Origin of the sequence: Microbacterium sp. LEMMJ01 (assembly GCF_002114135.1) — a bacterium.
In the GTDB taxonomy this organism is placed as follows: Bacteria; Actinomycetota; Actinomycetes; order Actinomycetales; family Microbacteriaceae; genus Microbacterium.
In genome coordinates this window covers 220,670-239,303 of the sequence record NZ_NCTV01000036.1, presented here as the reverse complement: position 1 = coordinate 239,303, position 18,634 = coordinate 220,670, and the positions used below count along the sequence as shown (strand labels likewise).

The following is an 18,634-nucleotide window of genomic DNA, read 5'->3' as shown; positions in this document are numbered from 1 at the left end:
AGCGGAGAGGACGGCGCCTGATCTCTCCTGCACAGTCCGGCCCGGTTCCGGATCCCGTCCCGGAGCGGATGAACACGCGGACGGGACCGTGGCGATCGGTTGGGATGGGTCGCATGACAGATGAGCGTGAGAATCCGCCCTTCGACCAGGCCGTACTGCCGCAGGCTCATCGCACGATCCGGCTCCTGGATCCTGGGGAGGGACCCCTGGAGGGCGCTCTCGTCGCCTCGCCGGATGGTCCGGTCGTGCGCCGCGATGCGGAGGGCCTCACCGGATGGGCGGGGTGGCGGTACGCGGGGTCGCAGCACGTCGCCGCCCCTCTCGACGTCGTCCGTCGCGCGCGCGGACACGACGTGCTGCTTCCGTGGTGCACGGAGACTCTGCACGTCTTCCTGGAGCGGGCCGGTCGAGCGCGGGGAGGGCTGTCCTCGGGGGAGATCAGCACGGTCGTCGTGAGCATGCTGCGCGGGCTGAGCGAGCTGGGGCCGATGCCGGCCGCCGAGGTGCCGGGGGCCTGGTGGCTCACCGAACGCGGCCGTCCTGTCTTCGTGCCGGGAGCGGGCCAGGACGCGGCGTCGGCGGTCCTGGCAGTCCTGGATCGCCTGCACGCGGACTGCGCGGACAAGGCGCTGATCCGCGTCCTCGATCGCCTCCGGGAGCATCTCCGCACGGCTGCCGCGCAACGCCGTGTACCGCGACGGCTGCTCGAAGACGGGGAGCGGGAGCTGCTGGAGATCGCGGCGCCGCGGCCGCTGGAGTCTGCGACCGAGGATCAGACGGGTGCCTCCGTCGGCGCCGCCACGGCGCTCCGGCGCCTCCGAGCCGACTCCGCCACGCGCAGTCGGCTGCGGGAGACCGGCGTGCCGCGGGACCGTCTCCGCGTGCGCGAGCGAGCGACGGTCGTCGCCGCCCTTCGCGCCTTCCTCGACCACCTCTCCGGCCGAGCGCGCGCCCTCGTCCGCCCGCGCGAGGTCGCAGCGCCCCGAGGGACGGAGCGGCGGAGCACACGGCCCCGCCGGGCGCGGATCTTCGTCGTCGCCGGAGTCTGCGCGGCGGCTGTGCTCGTCGCCGGGTCGTTGTGGCCCAGCGGAGGAGAGGGTTCTGCGGTCGGAAGCCCCGATGCGGGTACGGCGACGACCGCGCGTCCGTCGACGTCGGATCCCGCGCACGAGACCTCGCGGGAACCCGCGCGGTCGCCGATGCCGTCGCCCACCGCGGGCGCCACGCCACCGGCGGTCGATGATCCGCTGGCCGCCCTGCCGGACGTGATCACGCGGATCGCGGAGTGCGAGTCGCGAGAGGATCCGGTGTGCGCGACGGCGATCGCGGGGGGAGCGCCGGCGATCAGGGCGGTCGCGGCAGAGCTCATCGGCGGTGACGACCCTGTGCTGGTGGATCGCTACGGAGACATCGCCGTGCTGGAGCTGTCGTCGTCGTCCGCGGCTCGAGAAGGCTCAGGCGCGGGGGCGATGATCGTCGTACTGGTGTGGGTGGACGAGAAATGGCTGGTCCGCGACGCGTATCGCGTCGCGGACCAGCCGAGGTGAGGGCGAAGCCGCCGGATCAGGCTCCGAGCTGACCGCTGAACTGCGCAGCCTCGAGGCGGGCCTTCACCGCACCGAGGAAGCGGGCCGCGTCGGCACCGTCGATGATGCGGTGGTCGTACGACAGAGCCAGGTACACGTAGGAGCGGACCGCGATCGCGTCGGTGCCGCCGACCTTGACCAGACCCGGGCGCTTGACGACCGTGCCGGTGCCGAGGATCGCCGACTGCGGCAGGAACACCACGGGGGTGTCGAACAGCGCGCCGCGCGAACCGGTGTTGGTCAGCGTGAACGTGCCGCCGGCGAGCTCGTCCGGCTTCAGCTTGTTGTCGCGCGTGCGCGCCGCGAGGTCGGCGATCTCGTGGGCGATCTCGGCGATGTTCTTCGAGGCCGCGTCGCGGAGCACCGGCGTGAGCAGACCGCGCTCGGTGTCGACCGCGATCGAGACGTTCTCGGAGGCCGGGTAGACGATCTGCTCGCCGTCGACCGTCGCGTTGATGATCGGGAAGGCCTGCAGGGCCTCCGCCGCCGCCAGCGCGAAGAACGGGAGGAAGGAGAGCTTGTCGCCCGTCTTCTCGAGGAAGGACGCCTTGACGCTGTCGCGGTACTCGGCGAGAGCGGTGACGTCGACCTCGACCACGGTGGTGAGCTGAGCGGTCTGCTGCATCGACTCGACCGCGCGCTTGGCGAGGACCTTGCGCAGGCGCGACATCGGCTGAGTGGTCCCGCGCAGCGGCGACACCTCGAGCGGTGCCGGAGCCGGTGCCGCGGCGGCGGCCGGTGCGGCGGTCGCCGTCTCGGCCGCCTTGAGGACATCCTCCTTGCGGATACGGCCTCCGACGCCGGTGCCCTTGACCGTGGCCAGATCCACGCCCTGCTGCGCAGCCAGACGGCGGACGAGCGGGGTCACGTAGAGGTTGTCGCTCTCGGTCGGCAGCGACAGCTTGGGAGCCTCGGTCTGCGCGGGCTGTGCCGGAGCAGCGGGCTGTGCGGGAGCAGCGGGCTGGGCCGGCGCGGCGGGGGCCTCGGCCTGCGGAGCGGGAGCAGCCGGAGTATCGGGCTGTGCAGCCGGAGTCTCGGCCTGCGGGGCCGGCGCGGCGGGAGCCTCGGCCTGCGGAGCGGCAGGAGCCTCGGGCTGAGCCGCGGGAGCAGCACCGGAACCGACACGTGCCAGCACGGCGCCGACCTCGACGGTCTCGTCCTCGCCGGCGACGATCTCCTGCAGCACGCCGGCGACCGGCGACGGGATCTCGGTGTCGACCTTGTCGGTGGAGATCTCGAGGAGCGCCTCATCGACCTCGACCGAGTCGCCGACCTGCTTGAGCCACCGGGTGACGGTGCCCTCGGTGACGCTCTCGCCGAGTTCGGGGAGCACGATGTCGGTCGCGTCGCCGGACGGAGCCGCAGGGGCGGCCTCGGCGGGCGCGGACTCGGCGGGAGCCTGCGGCTCCGCTGCGGGAGCCGCGGCGGGCTCCGGAGCGGCGGGGGCGGCGGCTTCGGCCGGAGCGGCTTCGGCGGCGGCAGGGGCATCGCCGGCAGGGGCCGCGCCGCTGCCGTCACCGATGCGGGCCAGCAGAGCACCGACCTCGACGGTCTCGTCCTCGGCCACGAGGATCTCCTCGATCACGCCGGTGACGGGGGAGGGGATCTCGGTGTCGACCTTGTCGGTCGAGATCTCGAGCAGGCCCTCGTCCGCCTGGACGGTGTCTCCCACCTGCTTGAGCCAGCGGGTGACCGTACCCTCTGTGACGCTCTCACCGAGAGCGGGGAGGACCACGGATGTGCTCATGACTGAGTCTCCTTCAGAAGTTGTATGACGCTTGTCTAGCTTAGTGACTCGGGCACCGGTTGGTGCTCAGAGGGCGTGCAGGGGCTTTCCGGCCAGTGCGAGGAAGGCTTCGCCGAGGGCCTCGCTCTGGGTCGGGTGGGCGTGGATGAGCGGCGCGATGTCCTCCGGGTGGGCTTCCCACGCGACCGCGAGCTGCCCCTCCGTGATGAGCTCTCCGACGCGGTCGCCGAGGAGGTGCACACCGAGGACGGGTCCGTCCTTGAGGCGGACGACCTTGACGAGGCCACCCGTGCCGATGATCTCGCTCTTCCCGTTCCCCGCGAGGTTGTACTCGTAGGAGTGGACGGCGTCGGCACCGTGCGCGGCGACCGCCGCCTCCTCCGTCAGACCGACCGAGGCGACCTCGGGGCTGGAGTAGGTGACCTTCGGGATCTGCACGTCGGGCACGTTCACGGGGGAGAGACCCGCGATGCGCTCGGCGACCGCGATGCCCTGCTGGAACCCGCGGTGAGCGAGCTGGAGACCCGGGACGATGTCGCCGACCGCCCACACACCGGGGACATCGGTGCGGAGGTCGCCGTCCACCGTCACGAACCCGCGGTCCAGACGCACGCCGGCTTCCTCGAAGCCCAGGTCGGCGGTGGCGGGGCCGCGGCCGACGGCGACGAGGAGGTAGTCGGCGGTGAACTCCGTGCCGTCCTCCAGCGTGACGGTCACGGACGAGTCGTCCTGCGTGGCGCTCTGGAAGCGCACGCCGAGGGAGTACTGGATACCGCGGCGGCGGAACGCGCGCTCGAGCCCCTTGCTCATCGCGATGTCTTCGTTCGGGACGAGGTGGGGCAGGGCCTCCACGATCGTCACCTCGGCGCCGAAGGAGCGCCACACGCTCGCGAACTCGACGCCGATCACGCCGCCGCCCAGGATGAGCACGCGCTCGGGGATGACGTCCAGGGCGAGGGCCTGCTCGCTGGTCAGGATCCGGCCGCCGATCTCGAGCCCCGGCAGCGAGCGGCTGTAGGAGCCGGTGGCGAGGATCACGTCCGTGCCGACGTAGACGTCGTCGCCGACGCTCACGCTCCGGTCCGCGTTCAGGCGACCGAGTCCGGTGACCGTCGTGATCCCGCGCGCCTTCACGAGCCCCTCGAGACCCTTGTACTTCTTGGCGACGATGCCCTCGCGGTAGGTGCGCACCCCGGCGACGTCGATCCCGCCGAACGAGGCCGTGACTCCCACGGAGGAGGCGTCACGCACGTGGTCCGCCACCTCGGCGGCGTGCAGCAGCGCCTTCGTGGGGATGCACCCGCGGTGGAGGCATGTGCCTCCCACCTTGTCCTTCTCGATCAGTGCGACGGACTTGCCGAGCTCGCTCGCTCGCAGTGCCGCGGCGTACCCGCCGCTGCCGCCGCCCAGGACGACGATGTCGAAGGTGTGGGTTGTCATGGGTGTCATGCCTCCGGGTGGGATGCTGCTTCGGCGAAGGCGATGATCGATCGGACCATCGCCCCCGTGGGGCCCTTCTCGGTGAAGCCGTAGGGGGCGCCGGCGTGTTCACCGGAGCCCGCGATGTCGAGGTGCACCCAGGGGATGCGCGGCGCGTCGTCCGCGTCCGAGGTACGGCCGACGAAGCGCCGCAGGAAGAGGCCGGCGAAGGACGCGCCGCCCATCCGATCTCCCATGTTGGCGTTGATCATGTCGGCGATGGGGGAGTCGAGCGTCTCCTCCATGTAGGCGGGCAGAGGCATGTGCCACGCCGGCTCCCCCGTGCGCGCGGCGGCGGCGAGGAACTCCGCGACCGTCTCGTCGTCGCCGAAGACGCCGGTGTGACGGTGGCCGAGGGCCGCGACGATCGCGCCGGTCAGGGTCGCGACGTCGATGATGACGTCGGGGTTCTCGCGGCTCGCGGCGACCAGACCGTCGGCGAGGACGAGGCGCCCTTCCGCGTCGGTGTTCAGCACCTCGACGGTGGTGCCGTCGAGGATGCGGATGACGTCGCCGGGGCGGAGGGCGCGGCCGGACGGCATGTTGTCGGTGATGCAGAGCCACGCCGTCACATGCACGGGGAGGCGGAGGGCGGCGATGGCGCGGAGGGCGGCGAGGGAGGTCGCGGCACCGGCCATGTCGAACTTCATGCCGACCATCGAGGCCGCGGGCTTCAGCGACAGGCCGCCGGTGTCGAAGGTGATGCCCTTGCCGACGAGGGCGATGTGGCGCTGCGCGTCCGCCGGCGCATAGTCGAGGCGGACGAGACGCGGCGGCCGGTCGGAGCCCTGGCCGACGCCGAGGATGCCGCCGAAGCCCTGTTCCGCGAGAGCGGTTTCGTCGAGGATCTGCACGGTGACGTCGAGGTCGGCGACGCTGTCGGCGGCGCTCTGCGCGAGCTGCGCAGGGCTCTGCCACTCGGCGGGCACGTTCACGAGGTCCTTGATGAGGGCGACGGCCTCGCCCGTCGCGTGGGCACGGGCGATCGTCGCGTCGTCGAGCGGGGCGTGGACGACGACCGCCGTCGCCCGCTTCTTCCTGCCGTTCTCGGCGCGATAGTCGTCGAAGCGGTAGCCGCCGAGGACGGCGCCTTCCGCCGCCGCGGCCGCGTGCGCCTCGAGTCCGGAGGCGAGGCCGAGCGAGACGGTGTCGAAGCCGGTGAGGGACCGGAGAGCCGTGCCGGCGGCGCTGCGCACGGACGCGTCGTCGATGGTGGAGCCGACGCCGACGACCGCGAAGGGGAGCGTCGTCACCTCGGGGGCGTAGACCCGCGCGAACGCTCCGGCGGCGCCGGTGAAGCCGATGCCCGCGAGGACGTCGGCGAGACCGGGGTGAGCCGCCAGGGACTCGGCCGACTCGGAGAGATCGGGGACGACGAGCACTGCGGCATCGGCAGCGCTTCCGGGGAACTGATCGGTGGTGTGCGAGAGCACGGGAAGCGTCATGGTCTCCATCCTAGGATCTCCCCCCCGGGGTCGTCGGCCCGCCCGGCGGGGTGTGTTCGCTCTCAGCGAGACAGGTCAGAGCCCGGGTCCGGGTGCGGCTCGTAGCATGGAGACATGCCCTTCTCCGGAGAGATCCACGAACGCGTCGCGAACGCTCCCACGGTGCCCCACGGCCTGCCTCTCGTGATGCTGCTCACCGGATTCACCGACGCGGGCAGTGCGGTGTCGGGGCTCATCGATCACCTGAGGGAGACGACGTCGCCGCAGCCGCTCGCGATCTTCGACAACGACGTGCTCCTCGACTACCGCGCGCGTCGCCCCGTGATCTCGTTCGACCAGGACCACCTCGCCGAGTTCCGCCCGCCCCGACTCGAGCTCTCCCTCGCCACGGACGCGCTCGGTCGTCCGTTCCTCCTCCTCACGGGCTACGAGCCCGACTTCGCCTGGAACGCCTTCGCGGAGACGGTGCTGGACCTCGCAGCGGAGTTCGAGGCGTCGGGACTGCACTGGGTGCACTCCATCGCCATGCCCGTGCCGCACACGCGTCCCATCGGGACGACGGTGAGCGGGAACCGGCGCGACCTCGTCGTGTCGCACTCCGTGTGGCGTCCGCGCACGCAGGTGCCCGCCACTGCCGGTCACCTGCTCGAGTACCGGTTCGCGGAGCGCGGGGAACGCGTCGTCGGCTTCGTCCTCCTCGTGCCGCACTACCTCGCCGAGACCGAGAACCCGGAGGCGGTCAGCGCGGCGGCGGAGAAGCTCATGGCGTCGACCGGTCTCGTGCTCATGCTGGACGCCGTGCAGGAGCGGCGCGCGGACTACATCGCCCGGGTCGACGAGCAGGTCGCGGCGAACGACGAGCTGCAGCAGATGGTGCACAACCTGGAACGTCGCTACGACGCCTACATGGCCGGCCGTGACCCCGAGGACGACTCGTACGACGAAGGCGGATTCAGCGAACGCGACCTGCCCAGCGCCGATGAGCTCGCAGCCGAACTCGAGCGCTACCTCGCCACCCGTCCGTCGGGCGACGACGACAAGCCGGGCCGCGGCTGAATCCGTCCGTGCGGATCGGGCGCGAATGCGTCCTCATCGCCATACGTGTGCGATACTAGGAGTCCGACCCGTTGTCAATCAGTGTTTTCGAGCGCTGGACTTGACAAGGGTCTTACTAGTGTCCGAAATGTCCCGGGGTCTCCCAGCGGCCCCGTGAAAGGCGAAACGTGACTCCTGCCACGACGAAGAACACGCGGACGAAGAAGGCCGATCAGATCACCGCGGATCCCGAGGTCGAGGACGTCGAAGCGACCGAAGCGGCTCCCGCGCCCAAGCGTGCCGCGGCCAAGCGCGCCCCCGCGAAGAAGAAGAAGTCGGACGACGTCGTCGAGGAAGACGACGCCGCTGCGGCCGAGGGCTCCGAAGACGCCGCGGGCGACGAGGAGGAGGACGACGCGAAGCCGGCCTTCACCGAGCCGCTGCCGACCGGTGCGATCGTCATCTCCTCCAAGGACGACGAAGAGGTCCCGGTCTACTCGACCCAGATCACCGGCGCGACCGCCGACCCGGTCAAGGACTACCTGAAGCAGATCGGAAAGGTCGCGCTGCTGAACGCGGCCGAAGAGGTCGAGCTCGCGATGCGCATCGAGGCGGGTCTGTTCGCGGAGGAGAAGCTCTCCGCGATGTCTCCCGCCGAGAAGACGAGCCAGCTCGGACTCGACCTGCAGTGGGTCGCCCGTGACGGTCAGCGCGCGAAGAGCCACCTCCTCGGCGCGAACCTCCGTCTCGTCGTCTCCCTCGCCAAGCGCTACACCGGTCGCGGCATGCAGTTCCTGGATCTGATCCAGGAGGGCAACCTCGGTCTCATCCGCGCGGTCGAGAAGTTCGACTACACCAAGGGCTTCAAGTTCTCGACCTACGCCACCTGGTGGATCCGTCAGGCCATCACCCGCGCCATGGCCGACCAGGCCCGCACGATCCGCATCCCGGTGCACATGGTCGAGGTCATCAACAAGCTCGCCCGCGTGCAGCGCCAGATGCTGCAGGACCTCGGTCGCGAACCCACTCCGGAAGAGCTGAGCCGCGAGCTCGACATGACTCCGGAGAAGGTCGTGGAGGTGCAGAAGTACGGTCGCGAGCCGATCTCCCTGCACACGCCGCTCGGCGAAGACGGCGACAGCGAGTTCGGTGACCTCATCGAGGACACCGAGGCCGTGGTCCCCGCCGATGCCGTGGGCTTCACGATGCTGCAGCGTCAGCTCGAGCAGCTCCTCGACTCGCTCTCGGAGCGCGAGGCCGGCGTGATCCGAATGCGCTTCGGCCTGGGCGACGGTCAGCCGAAGACGCTCGACCAGATCGGTGACACGTTCGGGGTGACACGTGAGCGCATCCGCCAGATCGAGTCCAAGACGATGGCCAAGCTGCGCCACCCGAGCCGCTCGCAGTCGCTGCGGGACTACCTCGAGTGATGCAGGCGAACGAGGGCAAGGCGCTCGAGGCGAGCGTCGACGGAAAGAGCTACGCGCGGATTCCGCTGCGCACCCGTGTCGTGATGCCGGACGACGATCTCGACGCCATCATCACGGAGTACGCCAAGGATGCCGTCCAACCGGGCGACCTCCTCTTCGTGACCGAGAAGATCGTCGCGATCACGCAGGGGCGGTCCTACCGCCTCGACGAGATCAAGCCGCGCAAGCTCGCGCTGTTCCTGTCGAAGTACGTCACCCGCACGCCGTACGGCATCGGTCTCGGCATGCCGGAGACGATGGAGATGGCGCTGCGCGAGTGCGGTACGCCGCGCATCCTCTTCGCGGCGGCCGTCTCGGCGGTCACCAAGGCCTTCGGGCGCAAGGGCGACTTCTACCGCATCGCGGGGGACAAGGCGCGCGCGATCGACGGCCCGACGAAGCACACCATCCCTCCGTACAACGAGGCTGTGGTGCTCGGGCCGAAGGACCCGGACCGGGTCGCGGCGCACCTGAAGACGCTGATCGGCGGCCAGGCCGAGGTGGCCGTGGTCGACATCAACGATCTCGGCGGCAACATCCTCGGCTCCACGCTGGACAAGGCGGGGGAGCTGCGGCTGGTGAAGATCCTGGGTGACAACCCGCTCGGTCAGGGCCTCGAGTCCACCCCGCTCGGCATCGTCCGCGCGGTCTGAGCAGGTCGACCCACCCCCTTACGAACGAACCGGCCCCTTGCGTGCGAACGCAAGGGGCCGGTTTGCGCGTAAGGGGCCGGGTCGACGCTTCGACAGGCTCAGCGACCCAGGCTGGGTCCCTGAGCCTGTCGAAGGGTGCGCCTGTCGAGGGTCAGAAGCCGATGACCTCGCGGTAGCGCGGCTTGTGCCCGGTCCGGATCCCGGTGACGCTGGGCTTGTTCTCGTACACGCCTGCGCCCCAGTTGCCCTCGACGAGCACGGGGCCGTCCGGGGTCACGACGACGTCCCAGCCGACGTACTGCACCTGCGGCACGACGCGGGCAACCTGATCGATGAACGCGCGCACCTCGTCGATGTACGGCAGCTGGAAGTCGGCGATGCGGAACCCGGAGTCGGGGTGCGTCTCGTGGACGTGGCCGTGCGAGTCGTAGCCGGCGCCCACCGCGTGCCCGTTCTCGTCGAGCATCGTGTAGAAGCCGCCGAAGGTCATCTGATCGCTCACCGCGCCGCGGCCGAACTTCTGGGCCATCGCGAGGATGTGCGCCTTCTCGCCGTCGAAGAACGCGGTGATGCGCGTGGTGTTCACGGTCCCGGGGCACACGGCCGCCAGGTCGTCGTGCTGGCGGATGACCTCTTCGATCAGCAGTTCGCCGCGATCGAGGAGGCCGCGGTGGAACTCGGTCCAGTCCGTGATGTCGGCCGCGTGATACCGGTGCACACCGGTGCCGGCCTGACCGACCGGCTCCTTCGTGACGATCGTGCCGAGGCGCTCCGTGAGGGCGCGGACCTCGTCGGCGTTCCCCTCCTCGACCACCATCCACTCGCGGTCCAGGTGCGCGGAGAACTTGCGGTTGAACTCGATCTTGTCCTGGAAGATCCAGCGGAAGTCGGGGTGGTCGTACTTCTGCGAGAGCTGGTTGGACACGGGGTGCGTCATGTACGTCTCGCGCTCGGCGCGGTTCAGCATCGCGAAGTCGTAGTCGATGTAGTCCTGGAAGCCGACGTTGTGACGGGCCGCCGACCAGAGCATGTCGGCGACGATCGTGGGCACGGGCCGGTGATGCTGGGCCGAGGCCTCCTTGGCACGTTCGAACACGGAACCGACGTCGATGCGGCGGGCACGGCCGAGGAGGTAGCGGATGCGGGGCGCGAGAGAAAGACGAGACATGAAGCTCCGGGTCTAGGGATCGACGTCCCAGTCTACGCGGGGAGCCCCCAGGCTCCTGGGAGCGCGGAAGCTAGGCTGGAGCACGTGTGTGACACGAGTTCGAGTGCGCTTCCGCAGGCGATGATCTCGCGTTCGGCCCTCGCTGCCGGCGCGTCCGCGGCGATCCGGGCGGGGGGTCGCCGGGCCGACCTCCGGCGCGATGCGTGGGGTCACGGCCTGCTCGCCGTCGCCCAGGCGGTGACCGCGGCGGGAGCGGAGGAGGTCATCGTGGACTCTCCCGGAGAGGTCGAGGCACTCCGTCTCGAAGGCATCACCGCCACGACCACCGGAGAGCCGGACCTCGATCCCGGTCTCCTCTACGGGCTGCCGTCCGCGGCGGGCCGCCCGACGACGCCTCCGGTCATGCGCCTGGTCGGCCGCGTCATGTCCACCAAGCGCCTGCGGGCGGGAGAGGCCGTCTCGTACGGCTACACCTTCCGGGCGGCGGCGGACACCACGGTCGCGCTCGTGACGGGTGGCTACGCTCAGGGCGTCGTCCGGGCCCTGGGCAACCACGCGGACGTGGAGATCGACGGCGCACTGCACCCCATCGTCGGGCGTGTCGCGATGGACGTCTGCGTCATCGACCTCCAGGGCGCCCCCGCGGAGGTGGGCGACGCGGTGACCTATTTCGGAGGGACCGGACCCGCCTCCGGCGCCATCGCGCGCTGGGCGGGGCTCACTCGGATGACCCCGGCCGAGCTCGTCGCGGTCCCGGGAGCGCACGCCGTGCGCGGATGGGAGGCATGATGGGAGGCCCGATGCGCCCCGAACTGCGTCTCGACAGTGCTGTCTTCCGCACGAACATCGCGGCGGTTCGTGACCGCCTCGGCGACTCCACGCTGATGCTGGTCCTCAAGGACGACGCCTACGGCCACGGGCTTCGCTGGGCGGTCGAGACGGCCCTCGAGGCCGGGGTGACCTCGTTCGGCAGCTATGACGTGCGCGGAGGCGTCGAGGTCCGGCGCATCGCGGGCGGGGAGGTGACGGTGTTCGCCTGGGCGACCTCGACCGATGAGGAGATCGACGAGGCGCTCCTGCAGGACATCGAGCTCGGCGTCGGCACCGTCGAGTATCTCCGGCGCATCGCCGCGCGGGCGGAGGTCCTCGGCGTGCGCGCACGGATCCACCTCAAGATCGACACCGGGCTGCATCGCAACGGCGTGCGCCCGGAGGACTGGGCGGCCGCGGTCGCCGAAGCCCGAGACGCCGAGCGCTCCGGCGCACTCGCCCTCGTCGGGGTCTGGAGCCACATCGCCGAGGCGAGCGACGCCGAGGACGACGAGGCGCAGGCCGTGTTCCTCGACGCCGTCCGGCAGGTCGGCCTGACCGGGCCGCAGCCGGCGTCTGTGCACCTCACGGCCTCGGCCGCGTCCTGGTGGCGACCCGAGTTGCGCGGGACCGTGTCGCGGATCGGCGCGTTCTGCTACGGCATCCGCTCGGCGGACGGTCCGGACCTCGACGGGGTCCGTCCCGCGGCGCGTCTCGTCGCGCCGGTCGTGCGGGTGGAGGGCGAGAGCGCGATCGTCGCCGTCGGGAGTCTGGACGGCGTCCCGTCCACGCTGACCGGGATGACGGTGGGCACCCCCGCCGGCTCGCGTGCGGTCTCGACCATCGATGTCGCCACGATGACCGTCGAAGGCTGGCCGGGGATGGCGGTCGGCGACGAGGTGACGATCTTCGGCCCCGGCGCACAGGGGGAGGAGACAGCAACGACCCTCGCCGAGCGGATCGATACGGTGGGCGAGGAGATCCTCACCCGCCTCGGTCCGCGGATTCGGCGGAGGGTCGTGGACTGAACCGGTTCGGTCGGCTCAGGCGCTGATCAGACCGTCTCGATGAGACGAGCGGTCTCGTCGTGCCAGCTCGTGGCCACACTGCGCAGCTTCTCTTCGTACTTGCGGCCGTGGTGGGCGCAGAAGAGCAGCTCGGAACCGTTCACCTCGGCGGCGATGTAGGCCTGCGCTCCACACGAGTCGCAGCGGTCCATCGCGGTCAGGCGGTACTCGACAGCGGAGGTCTCACGTTCGGTCGTTGCATTCATCTCGGGGCCTCCTCGGGTGTCGGCGTCCTTGTTGGTCGTGCTCAATACAACCACGCTGCACCTGGGGGCATGCCCGGTCGACGGCGTGTTTCGCTCAGCGCGTACGCGCGTAGCCGCGAACGCAGCGACCCGGGGAGTGTCTGCGAGGGGCGGCTCCCTCCCGCGAATAGACTCGGAGATTGTGAATGCCGAGTACTCCGCCCATCATCTCCAGGTGCTCGAAGGACTCGAAGCGGTCCGCAAGCGCCCCGGCATGTACATCGGCTCGAACGGTTCGCCCGGGCTCATGCACTGCCTCTGGGAGATCATCGACAACTCCGTCGACGAGGCGGTGGCCGGCAACGGCTCGCGCATCGACGTCATCCTCCACGACGACGGCAGCGTCGAGGTGCACGACCGCGGTCGCGGCATCCCCGTCGACGTCGAGCCGCGAACCGGTCTGACCGGCGTCGAGGTCGTCTACACGAAGCTGCACGCCGGAGGGAAGTTCGGCGGTGGCTCCTATGCGGCATCGGGCGGTCTGCACGGCGTGGGCGCCTCGGTCGTGAACGCCCTCTCCGAGCGCCTCGACGTCGAGGTCGACCGCGGCGGCAAGACCTACGCGATGTCCTTCCACCGCGGTGAGCCCGGCATCTTCCACGACTCGGGGGAGAAGCGGCCCGATGCGCCGTTCACCCCGTTCGAGGAGAACAGCGAGCTGCGCGTCGTCGGCAAGGCGCCGCGCGGCGTCACCGGCACCCGGGTGCGGTACTGGGCCGACCGCCAGATCTTCACCAAGGACGCCGCGTTCCAGCTCGCCGAGCTCGAGACGCGGGCGCGTCAGACGGCCTTCCTGGTCCCCGGGCTCGAGATCGTGGTGCGCGACGAGCGGGCCGCGAGCGCCGTGGTGGGGGAGGACGGGGCGCCGACCGGCCCCGTGGAGACCTCGTACCTCTACGAGGGCGGCATCTCCGAGTTCGTGGACTACCTCGCGGTCGACCCGCCGGTGACCGACACCTGGCGCATCCAGGGGGAGGGCACGTTCACCGAGACCGTCCCGGTCCTGCAGCCCGACGGGCACATGGTGGCGACCGAGGTCGAGCGCGTCTGCGCCGTCGACATCGCCCTGCGCTGGGGCACCGGCTACGACACCCGCATCCGCTCCTTCGTGAACATCATCTCCACCCCGAAGGGCGGCACGCATCAGCAGGGCTTCGAGCAGGAGCTGTTGAAGGTGCTCCGCAGCCAGGTCGAGCAGAACGCCCGCCGACTCAAGGTCGGCAACGACAAGCTCGAGAAGGACGACGTCCTCGCCGGCCTCACCGCGGTCCTCACGGTCAACGTGCCGGAGCCGCAGTTCGAGGGTCAGACGAAGGAGGTGCTCGGCACGCCCGCCGTGCGCCAGATCGTGGCCCAGGTGATGCGGAAGGACCTCCAGCAGCGTTTCACCTCCACCAAGCGCGACGACAAGAGCCAGGCCACGCAGCTACTCGACAAGATCGTCTCCGAGATGAAGGCCCGCGTGTCGGCACGCGCCCACAAGGAGACGCAGCGCCGGAAGAACGCGCTCGAGTCGTCCACCCTGCCGACCAAGCTCGTCGACTGCCGGACGAACGACGTGGAGCGCAGCGAGCTCTTCATCGTCGAGGGAGACTCGGCCCTCGGCACGGCGAAGAACGCGCGCAACAGCGAGTTCCAGGCGCTGCTGCCGATCCGCGGGAAGATCCTCAACGTGCAGAAGGCGTCGGTCGGCGACATGCTGTCCAACGCCGAGTGCGCGTCGATCATCCAGGTGATCGGGGCCGGCTCCGGGAGGACCTTCGACATCGACGCCGCGCGCTACGGGAAGATCATCCTCATGAGCGACGCCGACGTCGACGGCGCGCACATCCGCACCCTCCTGCTCACGTTGTTCTTCCGCTACATGCGGCCCCTCATCGAGCACGGACGGGTGTTCGCCGCCGTGCCGCCGCTGCATCGGATCATCGTCATCAACCCGGGATCCAAGCCGAACGAGACGATCTACACCTACAGCGAGCAGGAGCTGCACGCGCTGCTCGCGAAGCTCCGCAAGGCCGGCAAGCGCTGGCACGAGCCGATCCAGCGCTACAAGGGTCTCGGCGAGATGGACGCCGAGCAGCTGGCGAACACGACGATGGACCGCTCCGGTCGGCTGCTCCGCCGCGTCCGGATGGAGGACGCCGAGGCGGCGGGCCGCGTCTTCGAACTGCTCATGGGCAACGAGGTCGCCCCGCGGCGGGAGTTCATCATCGATTCCGCCGACCAGCTCTCCCGCGAGTCCATCGACGCCTGAGAGCAGACGTCACGAAGAAGGGGACCCGGCGCGGCCGGGGCCCCTTCTTCGTGGAACGGATCAGACGAGCGTGCGGCCGATGCTGCCGATGACGCCGTCGATCGGCTGACCGGAGGCGTCGCGTCGTGCCCCCACGTCCGGCAGCTTGCGCACCGCGCCGGTGGGGTCGACGGCCAGAGCCGGGTTCGGGCCGACCCAGGCGACGGTGAGGCGGTCCTCGCCCTTCAGGAAGGCGTGGGCGCGGACGCCGCCGGTCGCGCGGCCCTTCGACGGGTACTCCGTGAAGGCCGAGACCTTCGCGCGGCCGGGATCGGTGCCGGGCAGGATGCTCTCCGCGCCCGACACCGTGGCGACGACGGCATCGGTGTCCGGGCGGACGGCGCCGAAGAAGAGGACGGAGGCGCCCGAGCCGAGCTTGATGCCCGCCATGCCGCCGGCCGGCGCGCCCTGGGGGCGGACCGTCGAGGCCGAGAACCGCAGCAGCTGCGCATCCGTCGTCAGGAACACGAGGTCGGCGTCATCCGCCGCGTCGGCCACCCCGACCACGGAGTCTCCAGTCTTGAGGCCGATGACCTCCAGGTCGGGCCGCACGGGCAGGGTCGACGGCACGATGCGCTTCACGATGCCCTGGGCGGTGCCGAGCGCGACGGGGGTCTCGCTGTCGAAACGGACGAACCCGAGGATGCGCTCACTCTTGGTCGTGATCCCCAGGTAGTCGCGCAGCGGAGTCCCCGCGGCGAGCTGCACCGAGGTGCCCGGCACCGAGGGCAGGTCCACGGGGGAGAAGCGGACGACGCGTCCCGTGCTGGTGAGCGCCCCGACCTCGCCGCGGACCGTCGTCTCGACCGTCGCGAGGATGGCATCGTGCTTGCTCCGCCGGGCCGGAGCCGTCAACTCCTGTCCTTCGCCGAGGTCCACGCGCACGGCGCGGCCCGTCGTCGAGAGGACGACGGTGGTCGGCGCGTCGGCGATCTGCAGGTCGACGGCGCCCTTCGTCGCACGGGGCTTCGGCGGGGCCGCGTTCATCAGCAGGGTGCGCCGCGGCGTCCCGTACGCCTCGGCCACGGCGTCCAGCTCCCGGGCGACGGCCGCGCGCAGCAGGGCCGGGCTGGCGAGCAGCTCGCGCAGCGACGCGATCTCCGCGAGGAGGGCGTCGCGTTCCGCCTCGAGCTCGATGCGCGAGAACTTGGTCAGACGTCGCAGCCGCAGCTCGAGGATGTACTCGGCCTGCGGCTCGCTGAGGTCGAACACGGACCGGAGCCGGGTGCGGGCCTGCTCGGTGTCGTCCGACGACCGGATGACCTGGATGACCTCGTCGATGTCGAGGATCGCGATGAGCAGACCCTCCACCAGGTGCAGGCGCTCCTCCCGGCGGGCGAGACGGTACCGGCTGCGGCGGGTGATGACCTCGATGCGGTGGCCGACGTAGACGCTGAGCATCTCCTTGAGCCCGAGGGTGCGGGGCTGGCCGTCGACGAGGGCGACGTTGTTGATGCTGAAGGAGTCCTCCAGCGGGGTGAGCCGGAAGAGCTGCTCCAGCACGGCGTTCGGATCGAAACCGGTCTTGATCCCGATGGCGACGCGGAGGCCGTGGTTGCGGTCGGTGAGATCGGTGACGTCGCTGATGCCCTGCAGCTTCTTCGCCTGCACCGCGTCGCGGATCTTCTCGATGAGACGCTCCGGACCGACCATGTAGGGCAGCTCCGACACGATGATGCCCGTGCGCCGGGGGCCCAGCGGCTCGATCGACGTCCGCCCGCGGACCTTGAGGGCACCGCGCCCGGTCGTGTAGGCGTCCTTGACGCCGTCGAGCCCCATGAGGATCCCGCCCGACGGGAAGTCGGGGCCGGGGACGTACTCCATGAGATCCTCGGTGGTGGCGTCCGGGTTCTCGAGCAGGTGGGTCGCCGCGGCGACGACCTCGATGAGGTTGTGCGGCGCCATGTTGGTCGCCATGCCCACCGCGATGCCGCTAGCACCGTTGACGAGCAGGTTGGGGAACGCCGCGGGCAGCACGGCCGGCTGCTGGAACTGGCCGTCGTAGTTCGGGATGAAGTCGACGACGTCCTCGTCGAGGTTCTCGGTGAGCGAGAGCGCGGGGGCGGCGAGACGCGCCTCGGTGTACCGCGCGGCGGCGGGGCCGTCGTCCAGGGATCCGAAGTTGCCGTGACCGTCGACGAGCGGCACCCGGAGGGCCCACTCCTGCGCGAGGCGGACGAGCGCGTCATAGATCGCCGAGTCGCCATGGGGGTGCAGCTTTCCCATGACCTCGCCGACGACGCGGGCGCTCTTCACATGGCCGCGGTCCGGGCGCAGACCCATCTCGGCCATCTGGAACAGGATGCGGCGCTGCACGGGCTTGAGGCCGTCTCTGGCGTCCGGGAGTGCCCGCGAATAGATGACGGAGTACGCGTACTCCAGGAAGGAGCCCTGCATCTCGTGAGAGAGATCGATGTCCTGGATGCGTTCCTCGACAGGCTCGGGCGGCGGGGTTTTCGGCATGGACTTCCTGAAGGCGTACGGGAGCCTGTGTCAGACTGGCTCGGATGTCCTTCATGCTACCGTCCGCGCCGCCGGGCGCCCGGAGCGTCGTCGGGGTGGCGGACGACCTGTGCGCCGCTCTCCGCGGCGAATCCGCCACGCTGCCGCGCGTCGATTCGGCCGTGCTCGTGGTGATCGACGGCCTCGGGGCGATCAGCCTCCGCGGGCACGCCGGTCACGCCCGCTCGCTCACCGCGACGATGACGAAGAAGGACGTCGCGCAGACGGTCTTCCCGACGACGACGGCGGCCGCCCTCACGAGTCTCACCACCGGGGTCTGGCCGGGGGAGCACGGTCTCGTCGGCTATCGCGTCCGAGACCCGGAGCGGGATGTCCTCGTGAATCAGCTCAGCGGGTGGGAGACGGACGGTCTGGACCCGCTCACCTGGCAGGCCGCCCCCACGGTGTTCGAGCGCATGGCGGCGACGGGCCGGCCGGTCTTCGCCGTGGGGCTGGCGGCGTACGCGCACAGCGGCTTCACACGTGCGACCCTCCGCGGCGCGACATTCGTCCCCGCGGCGACGCCGGAGGAACGGGTCGAGGCCTCCTACGCCCTGGCCGCGGAGAATCCGGGCTCCCTCGTCTACTGCTACCTGCCCGAGGTCGACAAGGCGGGGCACAAGCACGGGGTGGACTCCGCGGAATGGGTCACCGCGCTGGAGCGGATCGACGGCGCGCTCTCGGTCCGCGTCCCGCCGCGCGTGGGCGTGGTGGTGACCTCGGATCACGGCATGGTCGACGTACCGTCCCATCGGCAGGTCGTGCTCGAGGAGGAGCATCTCGTCGGCATCCGGCACGTCGGGGGCGAGCCTCGCATGCTGCACCTGTATCGGGAGCCGGACTCCGACACCGCGGTGCTGGCCACGCGTCTGCGCCGCGATCTGGAGGGGGTGGCCGAGGTCGCCACCCGGGAGGAGGCGCTGCGGGCCGGTCTCTTCGGCCCCGTCGTCAGCGACGACGCCCGGTCCCGGATCGGTGACGTGCTGATCGCCGCCACGGGTGTGCGCGCTCTCTACGACGGCACGGCCGAGGACCAGCGCAACCGCGGCATGATCGGGCAGCACGGCGCACTCACCCCGGAGGAGACCAGGGTGCCGTTCCTGCGGCTTGGCGCCTTCGCCTCCTGACGCGAGCG

The 18,634-nt window shown here is 70.6% G+C and carries 14 protein-coding genes; 8 read left to right on the top strand and 6 right to left on the bottom strand.

Going from position 1 to position 18,634, the window contains the following annotated elements:
* The first annotated feature begins 113 nt into the window (after nucleotides 1–113).
* Nucleotides 114–1,547 carry a hypothetical protein gene (locus tag B7W94_RS16085; protein WP_139833342.1) on the top strand — a complete coding sequence of 478 codons (1,434 nt, stop codon included), beginning with the start codon at nucleotides 114–116 and terminating at the stop codon, nucleotides 1,545–1,547.
* Between the two features lie 16 nt (nucleotides 1,548–1,563).
* Here B7W94_RS16085 and sucB read toward each other — a convergent pair whose 3' ends face one another.
* The 3 genes from sucB to B7W94_RS16070 all read right to left on the bottom strand — a co-directional run bounded on the left by sucB (nucleotide 1,564) and on the right by B7W94_RS16070 (nucleotide 6,257).
* On the bottom strand, nucleotides 1,564–3,333 hold the full coding sequence (gene sucB / locus B7W94_RS16080; RefSeq protein ID WP_025103586.1) for a 2-oxoglutarate dehydrogenase, E2 component, dihydrolipoamide succinyltransferase: 1,770 nt from the start codon (nucleotides 3,331–3,333) through the stop codon (nucleotides 1,564–1,566).
* 66 nt (nucleotides 3,334–3,399) lie between these two features.
* On the bottom strand, nucleotides 3,400–4,773 hold the full coding sequence (lpdA, locus tag B7W94_RS16075) for a dihydrolipoyl dehydrogenase (protein ID WP_025103585.1): 1,374 nt from the start codon (nucleotides 4,771–4,773) through the stop codon (nucleotides 3,400–3,402).
* A gap of 5 nt (nucleotides 4,774–4,778) precedes the next feature.
* The gene (locus B7W94_RS16070; RefSeq protein WP_025103584.1) at nucleotides 4,779–6,257 is read right to left on the bottom strand and encodes a leucyl aminopeptidase; all 1,479 of its coding nucleotides are present in this window, start codon (nucleotides 6,255–6,257) and stop codon (nucleotides 4,779–4,781) included.
* A 114-nt stretch (nucleotides 6,258–6,371) separates the two neighbouring features.
* Here B7W94_RS16070 and B7W94_RS16065 point away from each other — a divergent pair, with 114 nt between their 5' ends.
* The 3 genes from B7W94_RS16065 (at nucleotide 6,372) to B7W94_RS16055 (ending at nucleotide 9,414) form a co-directional block, all read left to right on the top strand.
* Complete coding sequence (locus B7W94_RS16065; RefSeq protein ID WP_025103583.1) at nucleotides 6,372–7,313, top strand: proteasome assembly chaperone family protein; 942 nt, start codon at nucleotides 6,372–6,374, stop codon at nucleotides 7,311–7,313.
* 215 nt (nucleotides 7,314–7,528) lie between these two features.
* The gene (locus B7W94_RS16060) at nucleotides 7,529–8,722 is read left to right on the top strand and encodes an RNA polymerase sigma factor (protein WP_370670652.1); all 1,194 of its coding nucleotides are present in this window, start codon (nucleotides 7,529–7,531) and stop codon (nucleotides 8,720–8,722) included.
* Nucleotides 8,722–9,414 (top strand): coenzyme F420-0:L-glutamate ligase, encoded by a 693-nt coding sequence (locus tag B7W94_RS16055; RefSeq protein ID WP_029989267.1) that lies wholly within the window; start codon nucleotides 8,722–8,724, stop codon nucleotides 9,412–9,414. Before B7W94_RS16060 ends, B7W94_RS16055 begins: the two co-directional genes overlap by 1 nt.
* A 151-nt stretch (nucleotides 9,415–9,565) precedes the next feature.
* Here B7W94_RS16055 and B7W94_RS16050 read toward each other — a convergent pair whose 3' ends face one another.
* Entirely contained in the window at nucleotides 9,566–10,582 is a 1,017-nt protein-coding gene (locus tag B7W94_RS16050; RefSeq protein WP_085607635.1) for a sugar-transfer associated ATP-grasp domain-containing protein, read from the bottom strand.
* An 84-nt stretch (nucleotides 10,583–10,666) separates the two neighbouring features.
* Here B7W94_RS16050 and B7W94_RS16045 point away from each other — a divergent pair, with 84 nt between their 5' ends.
* A complete protein-coding gene (locus B7W94_RS16045; RefSeq protein ID WP_253247457.1) occupies nucleotides 10,667–11,371 on the top strand; it encodes an alanine racemase in 705 nt (234 codons plus the stop codon).
* An 11-nt stretch (nucleotides 11,372–11,382) separates the two neighbouring features.
* Nucleotides 11,383–12,420: an alanine racemase gene (locus B7W94_RS16040; RefSeq protein ID WP_085607955.1), complete on the top strand. Its 1,038-nt coding sequence runs from the start codon at nucleotides 11,383–11,385 to the stop codon at nucleotides 12,418–12,420.
* A gap of 26 nt (nucleotides 12,421–12,446) precedes the next feature.
* On the opposite strand, the gene B7W94_RS16035 is transcribed toward B7W94_RS16040, so the two are convergent.
* Nucleotides 12,447–12,665 (bottom strand): DUF7455 domain-containing protein, encoded by a 219-nt coding sequence (locus B7W94_RS16035; protein WP_025103577.1) that lies wholly within the window; start codon nucleotides 12,663–12,665, stop codon nucleotides 12,447–12,449.
* Nucleotides 12,666–12,846: 181 nt separating this feature from the next.
* On the opposite strand from B7W94_RS16035, the gene B7W94_RS16030 reads away from it, so the two are divergent.
* Nucleotides 12,847–14,958, top strand: coding sequence for a DNA gyrase/topoisomerase IV subunit B (locus B7W94_RS16030; RefSeq protein ID WP_085607631.1), 2,112 nt, complete (start codon nucleotides 12,847–12,849; stop codon nucleotides 14,956–14,958).
* Nucleotides 14,959–15,018: 60 nt separating this feature from the next.
* Here the strand turns inward: B7W94_RS16030 and B7W94_RS16025 are convergent, their stop codons facing one another.
* Nucleotides 15,019–17,460: a DNA gyrase/topoisomerase IV subunit A gene (locus B7W94_RS16025; protein WP_085607629.1), complete on the bottom strand. Its 2,442-nt coding sequence runs from the start codon at nucleotides 17,458–17,460 to the stop codon at nucleotides 15,019–15,021.
* A gap of 44 nt (nucleotides 17,461–17,504) precedes the next feature.
* On the opposite strand from B7W94_RS16025, the gene B7W94_RS16020 reads away from it, so the two are divergent.
* Nucleotides 17,505–18,626 carry an alkaline phosphatase family protein gene (locus tag B7W94_RS16020; protein WP_085607627.1) on the top strand — a complete coding sequence of 374 codons (1,122 nt, stop codon included), beginning with the start codon at nucleotides 17,505–17,507 and terminating at the stop codon, nucleotides 18,624–18,626.
* Nucleotides 18,627–18,634 lie beyond the last annotated feature (8 nt).

Bases quoted from the DNA above. Each gene is read 5' to 3' on its own strand.
- B7W94_RS16055 (WP_029989267.1), top strand. From the start codon at position 8,722: ATGCAGGCGAACGAGGGCAAGGCGCTCGAGGCGAGCGTCGACGGAAAG.
- B7W94_RS16050 (WP_085607635.1), bottom strand. From the start codon at position 10,582: ATGTCTCGTCTTTCTCTCGCGCCCCGCATCCGCTACCTCCTCGGCCGT.
- B7W94_RS16020 (WP_085607627.1), top strand. From the start codon at position 17,505: ATGTCCTTCATGCTACCGTCCGCGCCGCCGGGCGCCCGGAGCGTCGTC.
- B7W94_RS16070 (WP_025103584.1), bottom strand. From the start codon at position 6,257: ATGACGCTTCCCGTGCTCTCGCACACCACCGATCAGTTCCCCGGAAGC.
- B7W94_RS16025 (WP_085607629.1), bottom strand. From the start codon at position 17,460: ATGCCGAAAACCCCGCCGCCCGAGCCTGTCGAGGAACGCATCCAGGAC.
- sucB (WP_025103586.1), bottom strand. From the start codon at position 3,333: ATGAGCACATCCGTGGTCCTCCCCGCTCTCGGTGAGAGCGTCACAGAG.
- lpdA (WP_025103585.1), bottom strand. From the start codon at position 4,773: ATGACAACCCACACCTTCGACATCGTCGTCCTGGGCGGCGGCAGCGGC.
- B7W94_RS16065 (WP_025103583.1), top strand. From the start codon at position 6,372: ATGCCCTTCTCCGGAGAGATCCACGAACGCGTCGCGAACGCTCCCACG.
- B7W94_RS16040 (WP_085607955.1), top strand. From the start codon at position 11,383: ATGCGCCCCGAACTGCGTCTCGACAGTGCTGTCTTCCGCACGAACATC.
- B7W94_RS16085 (WP_139833342.1), top strand. From the start codon at position 114: ATGACAGATGAGCGTGAGAATCCGCCCTTCGACCAGGCCGTACTGCCG.
- B7W94_RS16035 (WP_025103577.1), bottom strand. From the start codon at position 12,665: ATGAATGCAACGACCGAACGTGAGACCTCCGCTGTCGAGTACCGCCTG.